Origin of the sequence: Rhodococcus sp. BP-160 (assembly GCF_019836205.1) — a bacterium.
GTDB lineage: Bacteria > Actinomycetota > Actinomycetes > Mycobacteriales > Mycobacteriaceae > Rhodococcoides.
On sequence record NZ_JABUEK010000003.1, the window covers coordinates 844,991 to 856,513 of the forward strand.

The following is an 11,523-nucleotide window of genomic DNA, read 5'->3' on the forward strand; positions in this document are numbered from 1 at the left end:
CTCACGTCCACGATAACCTGCAGCCGAGCTCCCACCCGTGCGGCATTAGTCTTGTGACATGCGCATCCTCGTCGTCGACAACTACGACAGCTTCGTGTTCAACCTGGTCCAGTACCTCGGCCAGCTGGGGACACGGGCCCGAGTGCTGCGGAACGACGACCCCGGGGTGCTCGATGTCGAGGCCGCAGTGGCGGAGGTGGACGGAGTGCTGCTCAGTCCCGGACCCGGCACGCCGCAGCGTGCCGGCGTCACCATGGACATGGTGCAGGCCTGCGCCTCGTCGGGAACGCCCCTGCTGGGCGTGTGCCTCGGACACCAGGCCATCGGTGCCTCCTTCGGCGGCGTGGTCGAACGCGCGCCGGAACTTCTGCACGGCAAGACCAGCGTCGTCCACCACTCCGGAGACGGCGTGCTGGCAGGGTTGCCGGATCCGTTCACCGCGACGCGCTACCACTCGTTGACGGTGCGGGAGGACACGATCCCGGACGACCTCGAGGTGACCGCGCGCACCGAGAGCGGCATCGTCATGGCGATGCGCCACCGGGAGCTGCCGATCCACGGCGTGCAGTTCCACCCCGAGTCGGTCATGACGCAGGGTGGTCACCGCATGCTGGCGAACTGGCTCGCCGTGTGCGGCGAGGCTCCCGAACCGGGCCTGGTGGCCGAGCTCGAGAGCGCCGCCCGCGTCTGAGCACGGCGCCGCGTCGGGTCAGAGCCCGAACTTGCCGACGGTCACGTTGACGCGCGCCGTCTTGGCGATGGCCGTCCCCGGCGCGACCGCCTGCTGCTGAACGCGGTTGACCTGCGTGAGGTCCGACGTCTGGACGTCGACCTGGTCGATCTCGGCGATGGTGCCCTCCCAGCCGGCGGCGCGGAGGAGGTCGACGGCCTGGACCGGGGTCTGGCCTGCCAGGTCCGGGATCTCGAACTGCGATCCGTTGGACACCCGCACCACCACGGTGTCGCCGTCGGTGGCGTTGCTGCCGCCCGCGGGCGTCGTGGCGACCACCTGACCGGCCGGGAGCGTCGAGTCGACGTTCTGGCGGTCGACGAGGAAACCGGCACCCGCGATGTTGGGCTGAGCGACCTCGATGTTCTGACCGACTACGTCGGGTACCCGCACCTGACGCGGTCCCGATCCGAGCGTGATGCGTACCGACGAGCCCTGAGCCATCGACGATCCGCGAGCCGGCTCCTGACCGATGACCTTGTCGACGTCCGCGCGAGACGACGCGGCCCGGCCGATCGACGGGTCGAGAGCGAGACCGGCCTGCACCAGTGCCTGTTCCGCAGCGCTCTGCGTCAGTCCTGCCAACTGAGGGACCTGGATCTGCTCCGGACCGGTGGACACCTCGAGAACGAGGGTGCTGTTCTCGTCGACCGTCGTGCCGGACACGGGTCGCGTGCCGATGACGGACCCCTCGGGCACGGTCGCGTCGGAGCGTTGCTGGACGTCGACGCGGAAGCCCGCGTTCTCGAGGGTGGTGCGGGCGGCGTCGGCGGTCTGCGCGGACACGTCCGGGACGGTCACCGAACGGGCCTCCGCACCGGGGCCGAGATTCCACAGGAAGACGCCGACGATGCCGACGACCACGAGGGCGGCGAGCGCCATGACGGCGACGCGCACGCCCTTGCGGCGCGGTCGGTCTCCGTCGTCGTCCGCGTCGGGATGCGCGTGGCGGGCGATCCGGCGAGGCTCGCCGGAGTTGTCGGACGCCGGCCGAGCGCCGGGCCGCGGCGCGTCCATCGAGCCGAGGATGGTGGTGCGATCCTCGTCGTTCATGACCATCGGCGCACTGGGTCGCTGGCCACCGAGGACGCGGATGAGATCGGTGCGCATGTCCGCGGCGCTCTGGTACCGATTGGCCGGGTTCTTGCTCATCGCCTTGAGAATGATCGAGTCCAGCTCCCGCGGGATGTCCGGATTCACCGACGACGGCAGTCGCGGATCCTCCCGGACGTGCTGGTACGCGACCGCGACCGGGGAGTCACCCGTGAACGGCGGCTCGCCCGTCAGGATCTCGAACAGCACGCAGCCCAGCGAGTAGACGTCGGATCGCGCATCGACCTGTTCGCCGCGAGCCTGCTCGGGCGACAGGTACTGGGCGGTACCGATGACGGCAGCGGTCTGCGTCATCGGAGACGAACTGTCGGCGATGGCCCGCGCGATGCCGAAGTCCATGACCTTGACCGCACCGGCGCGGTTGATCATCACATTGGCCGGTTTGACGTCGCGGTGCACGATGCCGTTGCGGTGGCTGAAGTCGAGGGCGGCGCAGACGTCGGCGATGACCTCCATCGCACGCTTGGGAGCCATCGGCCCCTCGGCGCGGACGATGTCGCGCAGCGTGTCGCCGTCGACGTACTCCATGACGATGTAGGGCAGCGGACCCGTCTCGGTCTCCGCCTCACCCGTGTCGTACACCGCCACGATCGCCGGATGGTTCAGTGCCGCAGCGTTCTGCGCCTCGCGGCGGAACCGCAGGTAGAACGTGGGATCGCGTGCCAGATCCTGACGCAGCACCTTGATGGCCACGTCGCGATCGAGACGGCCGTCCTTCGCGAGGTGGACCTCCGACATGCCACCGAAACCGAGGATCTCCCCGAGGTCGTACCGGGACGAGAGCTTGCGCGGTGTGGTCATCGCGATCCTCCCGGTGCGTAGTTGAAGGGGTTGCCGTCCCCGTTGCCGTTGCCGTTCCCGCCGCCGAGACCGGGGATGGTGAACAGTCCCCCGTCGGTCGTGGTCGTGGTGGTGGTCGTCGGCTCGGTGGTCGTGGGCTCGGTGGTGGTCGTCGTCGGTTCCGTCGTCGTCGTGGTGGTCGTGGTGGTGGTGGTCGTCGTCGTGGGCTCGGTGGTGGTGGTCGTCGGCCGCGTCGTGGTGGTGGTCGGCTCCGTGGTGGTCGCCGCCGTGGTGGTCGAGGTGACGACGGGCGTCGAACCGTTGCTCTCGGTGAAGACGAAGAGCCCGAACGCGACGACGGCGGCGAGCAGGAGCAGTCCACCGGCAGCCCAGGCCAGGGCCTTCTGCCCGGGGGTCATACCCGATTCGCGGTCACGATCGGGTTCCGGTGATCGTGGTGTGGCCGCTGCCGCGGCGGCGTAGCCGGTGGCGGACGTGGTCATCATGCGGGTGCTGGACGGCCCACCGACGGCGCCGACGGGCGGGGCGACCCGACCGGTACCGGACGCCGTGCCCGGGGCGGGCGGGCGCCGGCCGGCGCGCACGGCAGCGACCGCGTCGGCGAACTCCCCGCCGTTCTCGTACCGTGCGGCCGGGTCCTTGGTCATGGTGATCTCGATGAGTTCCCGCACCGGCTGCGGCAGATCGCCGGGAAGCGGCGGCGCGGCGTCCCGCACGTGCTTCATCGCGACCGTCAGCGCGCCGTCGCCGACGAACGGACGGGTCCCGCTGATGGCCTCGTAGCCCACGACGCCGAGCGAGTACACGTCGGACGCGGACGTCGCGTCCTGACCCAGCGCCTGTTCCGGGGCGATGTACTGCGCGGTGCCCATGACCATGCCGGTGCGCGTGACGGGCGAGGCGTCCACGGCCTTCGCGATGCCGAAGTCGGTGATCTTCACCGTCCCGTCGGGCGTGATCATGATGTTGCCCGGCTTCACGTCACGGTGCACGATGCCTGCGCGGTGTGCGGCCTGCAGGGCGCGGCCGGTCTGCTCGAGCATGTCCAGTGCGTGGACCAGCGGAAGCCGACCCATGCGCGTGAGCACCGTGTTGAGGGGCTCGCCGATGACGAGCTCCATGACGAGATACGCGAGCGACTGCCCGTTGGCGTCCCGCACCTCGCCGTAGTCGTAGATGTTGGCGATGCCGGGATGGTTCAACAGCGCGGTCGTGCGCGCCTCGACACGGAACCGTTCGACGAACTCGGGGTCGTCCGAGAACTCCGGCTTGAGGATCTTGACGGCGACGCGGCGATCGAGCCGGTTGTCCGTCGCTTCCCAGACCTGTCCCATTCCACCGGTCGCGATCAGTCGGAGCAGTCGATAGCGGTCGGCGACCACTGCTCCGTTACCCAGGCCTCCACTCATGCGGGGCTCACCTCCCCTGCAATCCGGCGCCGAGCACTGCTCTCGCCACTGGTGCCGCGACGGACCCACCGGTGGCGGCGAGTGCGCGGTCACCACCGTTCTCGACGATGACCGCGATGGCGATCTTCGGGTCCTGTGCCGGCGCGAACGCGATGTACCAGGCGTGCGGAGGGGTGTTGCGCGGATCGCTGCCGTGCTCGGCGGTGCCGGTCTTGGATGCGATCTGCACCCCCGCGATCTTGCCCTCGCCGCCGGAGTTGTTCTCCGAGCCGACCATCAGATCGGTGAGCGTGGACGCGACCTCGGGAGAGATCGACTGGCCCAGTGACGTGGGCTCGGTGGTGTCGAGGGTCGACAGATCCGGACCCTGCAGCTGGGCCACCATGTGCGGCGCCATGCGCACGCCACCGTTCGCGATGGTGGCGGCGATCTCGGCGTTCTGCAGCGGTGTCAGTGCGACGTCGCGTTGGCCGATGCTGCTCTGACCGAGGGCGGCGTCGTCGGGGATCTCCCCGACGGTGCTGTCGGCGACCGGGATCGGCACGGCCTGGTTCGCCTCGCCGATGCCGAACGCGGACGCGGTGTCCTTGACGTTCTGGGTGCCGGCGTCGATACCGAGTTCCACGAAGGCGGTGTTGCACGAGCGCGCGAACGCCTCGCGCAACGACGCGGTGGCGCCGCCGCCGCACGTGGAGCCGTTGTAGTTCTCGAGCGTCGTCGACGTGTCGGGCAGCGTGATGGTCGGCGCCGCCGTGAGCTGGGTGTCCGGGGTGGAGCCGGCCGCCAGCGCCGCCGCGGTGACGACCACCTTGAACGTCGAACCGGGCGGGTAGGTCTGGGAGACCGCGCGGTTGACCAGGGGCTCGCCCGGATCGATGCTCAGTCGCTCCCACGCCTGCGTCGACGTCTCGCCGTCGTGCGTCGCGAGCTCGTTGGGGTCGTAGCTCGGCGTGCTCACCATCGTCAGGATCTTGCCGGTGGACGGCTCGATGGCCACGACGGAGCCGGTGTAGCCCTTCGACGTCAACTGGTCGTAGGCGACCTGCTGCATCACCGGATCGATCGTGGTGACGACGTTGCCGCCGCGGGGGTCGCGACCGGAGAGCAGGTCGAAGAACCGCTTGCCGAACAGTCGGTTGTCCGAGCCGTTCAACACTGCGTCCTCGGACCGTTCGAGAGCGGTGCTCGAGTACAGCATCGAGTAGAAGCCGGTGACCGGTGCGTTGGCGGCCGGGCTGGACGGTGCCGCGGGGTTGGCGGGGTACGTCCGCAGGTACTTGTAGCGATCGTCCGTCGCGACGGAGGCCGCGAGCACCTGGCCGCCGCTCGAGATCTGCCCACGCTGGCGTGCGTACTCGTCGAGCAGCACCCGCGAGTTCCGCGGATCCGTTCGGAGGTCGTCCGCCTTGATGACCTGGACGTACGTCGCGTTCGCGAGCAGGACGACGATCATCGCCATGACGCCGATGGCGACTCTGCGCAGAGGTGTGTTCACGGTCGCTTCACCACCTCGGTGGGAGCGTCACCGATCGGAGCCGCCGGTCCGCGTTTCTGCGGCACGACGGGCGCCCGTGCGGCGTCCGAGATCTTGATGAGCAGGGCGACCAGAGCGTAGTTCGCGAGCAGCGAGGATCCTCCGTAGGACATGAACGGTGTGGTGAGACCGGTGAGCGGGATGAGCTTGGTGACGCCGCCGACGACGACGAACAGCTGCACCGCGATGGTGACGGACAGTCCGGCGGCGAGCAGCTTGCCGAAGCTGTCGCGCACCGCGAGGGCGGTGCGCAGCCCACGCAACACGAAGACCAGATAGAGCATCAACACGGCGGCCAGGCCGATGAGGCCGAGCTCCTCGCCGATGGTCGCGATGATGAAGTCGGTGCTCGCGAACGGCACCTGCGACGGCCGGCCACTGCCGAGCCCGGTACCGCCCATGCCGCCGGTCGCCAGACCGAAGAGCGACTGCGAGATCTGATAGCCGGTGTCGTTGTAGTCCGCGAACGGATCCAGCCATGTGTCGGTGCGGATCTTCACGTGCCCGAAGAACTGATACGCGAGCAGGAAGCCGAGCAGGAGCAGCGCCACACCCACGACGATCCAGCCGACGCGCTCGGTGGCGACGTAGATCATCACCAGGACCGTGCAGTAGATCAGCAGCGACGTGCCGAGATCCTTCTCGAACACCAGGACGCCGATGGACACGATCCACGCGACGACGATGGGGCCGAGATCGCGGGCGCGCGGGAAGTCCATGCCGAGCACGTGCTTGCCCGCGGTGGTGAAGAGCTCGCGCTTCGCCACGAGCACCGAGGCGAAGAAGATGAGCAGCAGGATCTTCGAGAACTCACCGGGTTGGATGCTGAAGCCGGGCAACCGGATCCAGATCTTCGAGCCGTTGACCTCGGACAACGAGGAGGGCAGGACGGCCGGCAGGGCCAGGAACACCAGACCGCCGAGGCCCAGGGTGTAGCCGTACCGCGCGAGGGTGCGGTAGTCGCGGATCAGCACGAGGACAGCGATGAACCCGGCGATGCCCAGGGCCGTCCACAGCACCTGCTGCGTGGCGTCGGCCGACGGCTCCTCGATGCCGAGGTACACCGCCGACTGCTGCGCCGCGAGGTCGAGCCGGTGGATGAGCACCAGTCCGAGCCCGTTCAGCATGGCGACGACCGGGAGCAGCAGCGGATCCGCGTGGGTGGCGAATCGACGGACCGCGGCGTGGGCGACCGCGAACATCGCGAGGTAGGCGAGGCCGTACTTCGCCAGGTCCCAGGTGATGGCCTGCTCCTGGCTCGCCTCGACGAGCACCAGCGACACCGTCGTGATGACCGCGGCCGCGCCGAGCAGTGCCGCCTCGACACCGCGTCTCGTCGACTGCGGCGGGGCGGGGGCGAACCCACCGGGCGGGCTGGGGAACGAGGCGGACGACTGGCTGGGGGTGGGCCGGTTCGGGGTCGGCAGGTTCGGAGCGGACATCACGAACCCGTCCTGCAGGTCTGGCCCGCCACCAGCGTCGGCGTCGGTGCCGGGGTGGGCTCGATCGTGGTGGTCACGGGAGCCGCCGGATCGACGGGCACCGCCGGGTCCGGAGCGGGCGGTGCGGCCGTGGGAGCAGGCGTGGCCTCAGGAGTGGCGCTCGGCGTGGTGGTGGTGCTCGCCGGCGGCGTGCACGGGGGCAGCAGGTCACCGGACGCAAGTCGCGCCACCTGGGTGCGCGCGTCGTCGAGGGTGCCCGACGGCAGACCCGAGCGCACCTGTTCGCGTGCCGAGGGCTGGAGATCGTCGACACCCAGGATCGTGCAGTCGGCGTCGCCGGGAGCGCGCAGCTCGACCGTCGCGTCCTCGGTGGCCGTGGCCCCGTCGCGGACGCAGCCGACCAGATCGACCTCCTGCAGCGAGAAGCCGAGCACCGAACCGGAGACTCCGCGCATCACCACCACGCGACCGTCGTCGGTTCCGACGTAGTAGTTACGTTGCAGCAATTGCCATCCCACGACGAGGCCGACGACGAGAAGGGCGACCACGCCGAGGCCGGCGAGTGACCACCGGAGCTTGTGCGACTTCTTCTCCGGCACGGGCGGTGGTGTCACGACACGTTTCGGGGTGGTGCGGGGCGGCCGCATGGCGGCGGCGCGGCCGGCTGCCGTGTTCGGCGGCGGCGCGTCCTCCTCGTCGGACATCGACGCGGCTCCGGCGAGAATGGGGTGCGACTGGCCGTAGTCCAGATCGATGACGTCGGCGACGACGACGGTGACGTTGTCGGGGCCACCGCTGCGCAGCGCCAGCTCGATGAGCCGATCGGCGCACTCGTCGTTCTCGCCCTCGCGGAGCGTGTCGGCGATGGTCTCGCTGCTGACGACGTCGGACAGGCCGTCCGAGCACAGGAGATACCGATCCCCGGCGCGGGCCTCACGCACCGTGAGCGTCGGCTCGATCTCGTTACCGGTGAGCGCGCGCATGATGAGCGACCGCTGCGGGTGCGAGTGCGCCTGCTCGGCCGTGATCCGGCCCTCGTCGACCAGGGACTGGACGAACGTGTCGTCTCGCGTGATCTGCGTCAGCTCGTCGTCGCGCAGCAGGTAGGCACGCGAGTCGCCGATGTGGACGAGCCCGATCTTTCTGCCGCCGAACAGGATCGCCGTCAGGGTCGTGCCCATGCCGTCGAGCTCGGGATCCTCCTCGACCTGCTCGGCGATGGTGGAGTTGCCCTCGCGCGTCGCCCGTTCGAGCTTGCCCAGGAGATCGTCTCCCGGCTCGTCGTCGTCGAGGTGGGCGAGCGCCGCGATCATGAGCTGGGACGCGACCTCACCGGCGGCGTGCCCTCCCATGCCGTCGGCGAGAGCGAGCAGGCGCGCACCGGCGTAGACCGAGTCCTCGTTGTTGGATCGCACGAGACCGCGATCGCTGCGCGCGGCGTAGCGGAGAACCAGTGTCACGGGCGCAGCTCGATCACGGTCTTGCCGACGCGGACGGGCGTGCCCAGCGGGACGCGCACCGCCGTCGTGACCTTGGCCCGGTCGAGGTAGGTGCCGTTGGTCGAACCGAGATCCTCGACGTACCAGTCACCCCCGCGAGGAGACAGCCGTGCGTGGCGCGTGGACGCGTAGTCGTCGGTGAGGACCAACGTCGAGTCGTCCGCCCGACCCATGAGGACCGGCTGCGACCCGAGCGTGATGCGGGTACCGGCCAGCGAACCCTGCGTGACCACCAGCTGCTTGGCCACCTTCGCCTTGCGGCCCTGCAGCGACACCGGTGACGTGCGGGAGCGCGGTGCCACGCGCAGCCCGGAGGCCGCATAGATGTCCGACCGCAGGGTGCGCAGCACTGCCCAGACGAACAACCACAGGATCAGGAGGAAGCCAGCTCGAGTGAGCTGCAGAATCAATCCCTGCACAGCGTGTCACCTCCTCGTGTCACCAGAAGCCGGGTCACGGCTTTCTCGGTCGCCCGGGGACGTCCCGTCTCGGAGCATCATAAGGGCAGGCGCCGACGGCCGGTGTCGGCCGCCGCACCCGTCGCCGGTCCGGTCGTGTCAGACGATGCGGACGAGGATCTCCGAATGCCCGGCGCGGACGATGTCGCCGTCGGCCAGCTGCCAGTCCTGGACCGGTGCACCGTTCACGGTCGTGCCGTTGGTGGAACCCAGGTCGGACAGCATGGCCACCCGGCCGTCCCAGCGGATCTCGAAGTGCCGACGCGAGACGCCGGTGTCGGGGAGCCGGAACTGGGCCTCCTGGCCGCGACCGACGACGTTGCCGCCCTCGCGCAGCTGGTAGTGACGGCCGCTGCCGTCCTCGAGCTGCAGGGTGGCGGCGAGCCCGCGAGACGCGGCCGGGCGGTCGTAGTCGTCCCCGTCCGCGACCTGCTGGTAGCCCTGTGTGGCCGGCTGGTCGTACGCCGCCGCAGCGCCGTACGCCCGCGGCTGTGCGGCCTGGCCACCGTCGGCGTAGCCGCGCTGGTCGTAGTCGCCGTACGCCTGCTGACGGTCCTGACCGTGCTGGTCGTAGCCCGACCGGTCGTAGCCGCCCTGGTCGTAGCCGCGCTGGTCGTACCCGCCCTGGTCGTAGCCGCCCTGGTCGTAACCACCCTGGTCGTACCCGCCCTGGTCGTAGCCGCGCTGGTCGTAACCACCCTGGTCGTACCCGCGCTGGTCATAGCCCTGCTGGCCGTAGGCGCGGGGATCGGGTCCACCCTGGTCGTACTGAGGACGGCCGTGACCGCGCGGATCCGCCGCCGGCTGTCCGTAGGCCTGGCGGTCGTACGGCTGCTGAGCGGGAGGCTGCTGGCCGTAGGCACGCGAGTCGTAGGGGGCGCGGTTCTGCGGCTGGCGTCCGTATCCCTGGTCGTAGCCGCCCTGCTCGTGACCCTGCTGGTCGTACCCGGCCTGGCCGTAGCCCTGCTGGTCGTACCCGGCCTGGCCGTAGCCCTGCTGATCGTGACCCTGTCCGTACGGTGCGCGTCCGTATCCGCCCTGCTCCTGACCGGCGGGCGGGCGGCCGTAGCCGCGGGCGTCCTGCTCGGAGTCGCCGTACGCGCGGGGCGGGCGCACCCGGTTCTCCGCCGCCGGGTCGACGCGGCCCGACGCCTCGGGGTCGTACGCCTCGGACGGGTACGCGCTGCCGTTGCGAGGGGAACGGGCGGCGACGCCCGATGCGGGCCGATCGTTGTCGCGGTCGGGCTCGTCGCCCTGGTTCTGAGTCCCTGAGTTCTGGGTCATGGGGCCGGCTCCTGATGTCGACGACGGTCGGTCTTGTGCAGTGGACTGGTGAGGTGGAGCGCTCTGCTGGGGTGACGCGTCGGGATCGACTGTTCCCGACGTGCGGAACTGTCCCGTGTGCAGTGTGGTGGACGGTTCGAAGCGGACCACCACGCGCCCGTACGTCTGCCATCCCTGGTCGGTGATGAAGTCCAGGAGATGGCGTGAGAAGGCGCGAGTGGTGAGGTCGTGGTCGGACGCGAGCCTGTCGTGATCCGACGGGCTGATGGTGATGACGTAGGCGTTGGGTGCCAGCAGATGTCCGCCGTCCAGCGTGCGGACCGACATGGTGGCCTCCTGCTGGAGGGCCGCCTCGACCTCCTGCGGCACCACACCGCCACCGAAGACGCGAGCGAAGGCGTCACCGACAGCACTCTGCAGCTTTCTCTCGAATCGCTGAACCACTCCCACGACACCCTCCTTCTCCGTCTTCGTCGGTACTGCGTCTCACATCGGTACTGCGTCCGTGCGTCGGAGACTCATGATGCTGGAACCGTCCCCGAGGCGTCCACGCCGCCGACGTCCGCGCAGGCCGTGCGGCCTCGCGTGTCCTTCCGTCGTGCGACTACCGATCCATGCTATACGCCCGGAACCGGTTCCCGGCCCCGCCTCGGGACCGGAAACCCGGACCGACGGTATGGATTTCTGCCCGAGTGACGGGTCGTGTTAATCTCGTCCCGTCGCTCGGGCGAGTGGCGGAATGGCAGACGCGCTGGCTTCAGGTGCCAGTGTCCTTCGGGACGTGGGGGTTCAAGTCCCCCTTCGCCCACCACACTGGCCGTAGCCGAGAAATCGCTACGGCCAGTAGTCTTTCATCGGACGTACGTCTCGGTGTGAGATCTCCGACGTCGAGCTCGTGCGCTCCCGGAGTATTCTCGTGAACGAACGCCGAGGTACCGCGCAACGTCGCGCACACACCCACACCACCGGGGGAACGACCAGGTCAGGCCCGAATGAGGATGCCCTGATTTGTGAATTCGACCGGTTCCTGACTTATCGTTCAGCTGCGGGGTCGACCCACAAGGATCGCCCCTGCCCGAAAACACTCGGTCACCACCTCGGAACGGATCGTTGTCCGAGAGTGGCCGGAGCCCCATCGGAGTGCGTGTTCAACGGTGAACCCGCTCTCGCATCGCCCCGCGGTGGCTCGCGTCGAATCTCGGACGTGGCCGCGCTCTCGCGGATCTTGGCTCGACTCGTCAGTTAGGCAAGAC

General features: G+C 69.4%; 8 protein-coding genes and 1 tRNA gene. 2 read left to right on the forward strand and 7 right to left on the reverse strand.

The genetic code is table 11. The features are described 5' to 3' along the window. The first annotated feature begins 58 nt into the window (after positions 1–58). Complete coding sequence (locus tag HQ306_RS15890; RefSeq protein WP_222632479.1) at positions 59–691, forward strand: aminodeoxychorismate/anthranilate synthase component II; 633 nt, start codon at positions 59–61, stop codon at positions 689–691. 18 nt (positions 692–709) lie between these two features. Here HQ306_RS15890 and pknB read toward each other — a convergent pair whose 3' ends face one another. From pknB to HQ306_RS15925, 7 genes are all read right to left on the reverse strand, one after another. Continuing rightward, positions 710–2,644: a Stk1 family PASTA domain-containing Ser/Thr kinase gene (pknB, locus tag HQ306_RS15895; RefSeq protein WP_222632481.1), complete on the reverse strand. Its 1,935-nt coding sequence runs from the start codon at positions 2,642–2,644 to the stop codon at positions 710–712. After that, entirely contained in the window at positions 2,641–4,053 is a 1,413-nt protein-coding gene (locus HQ306_RS15900; protein ID WP_222632483.1) for a serine/threonine-protein kinase, read from the reverse strand. Before HQ306_RS15900 ends, pknB begins: the two co-directional genes overlap by 4 nt. A gap of 7 nt (positions 4,054–4,060) precedes the next feature. After that, entirely contained in the window at positions 4,061–5,548 is a 1,488-nt protein-coding gene (locus tag HQ306_RS15905) for a penicillin-binding transpeptidase domain-containing protein (RefSeq protein ID WP_222632485.1), read from the reverse strand. Then, entirely contained in the window at positions 5,545–7,029 is a 1,485-nt protein-coding gene (locus HQ306_RS15910) for an FtsW/RodA/SpoVE family cell cycle protein (protein WP_222632699.1), read from the reverse strand. Before HQ306_RS15910 ends, HQ306_RS15905 begins: the two co-directional genes overlap by 4 nt. Further along, positions 7,029–8,489, reverse strand: a complete 1,461-nt coding sequence (locus HQ306_RS15915; protein ID WP_222632487.1) for a PP2C family serine/threonine-protein phosphatase — start codon at positions 8,487–8,489, stop codon at positions 7,029–7,031. Before HQ306_RS15915 ends, HQ306_RS15910 begins: the two co-directional genes overlap by 1 nt. Continuing rightward, positions 8,486–8,947: an FHA domain-containing protein gene (locus HQ306_RS15920; protein WP_027505924.1), complete on the reverse strand. Its 462-nt coding sequence runs from the start codon at positions 8,945–8,947 to the stop codon at positions 8,486–8,488. Before HQ306_RS15920 ends, HQ306_RS15915 begins: the two co-directional genes overlap by 4 nt. Before the next feature lie 138 nt (positions 8,948–9,085). Continuing rightward, positions 9,086–10,720 (reverse strand): DUF3662 and FHA domain-containing protein, encoded by a 1,635-nt coding sequence (locus HQ306_RS15925; protein ID WP_222632495.1) that lies wholly within the window; start codon positions 10,718–10,720, stop codon positions 9,086–9,088. Positions 10,721–10,995: 275 nt separating this feature from the next. Here HQ306_RS15925 and HQ306_RS15930 point away from each other — a divergent pair. After that, a tRNA-Leu gene (locus HQ306_RS15930) sits at positions 10,996–11,081 on the forward strand. The last annotated feature ends 442 nt before the right edge of the window (positions 11,082–11,523 follow it).

Excerpts from the sequence above, each read along its gene's own strand:
- HQ306_RS15900 (WP_222632483.1), bottom strand. The coding sequence starts at position 4,053 with ATGAGTGGAGGCCTGGGTAACGGAGCAGTGGTCGCCGACCGCTATCGA.
- HQ306_RS15910 (WP_222632699.1), bottom strand. The coding sequence starts at position 7,029 with ATGTCCGCTCCGAACCTGCCGACCCCGAACCGGCCCACCCCCAGCCAG.
- HQ306_RS15890 (WP_222632479.1), top strand. The coding sequence starts at position 59 with ATGCGCATCCTCGTCGTCGACAACTACGACAGCTTCGTGTTCAACCTG.
- pknB (WP_222632481.1), bottom strand. The coding sequence starts at position 2,644 with ATGACCACACCGCGCAAGCTCTCGTCCCGGTACGACCTCGGGGAGATC.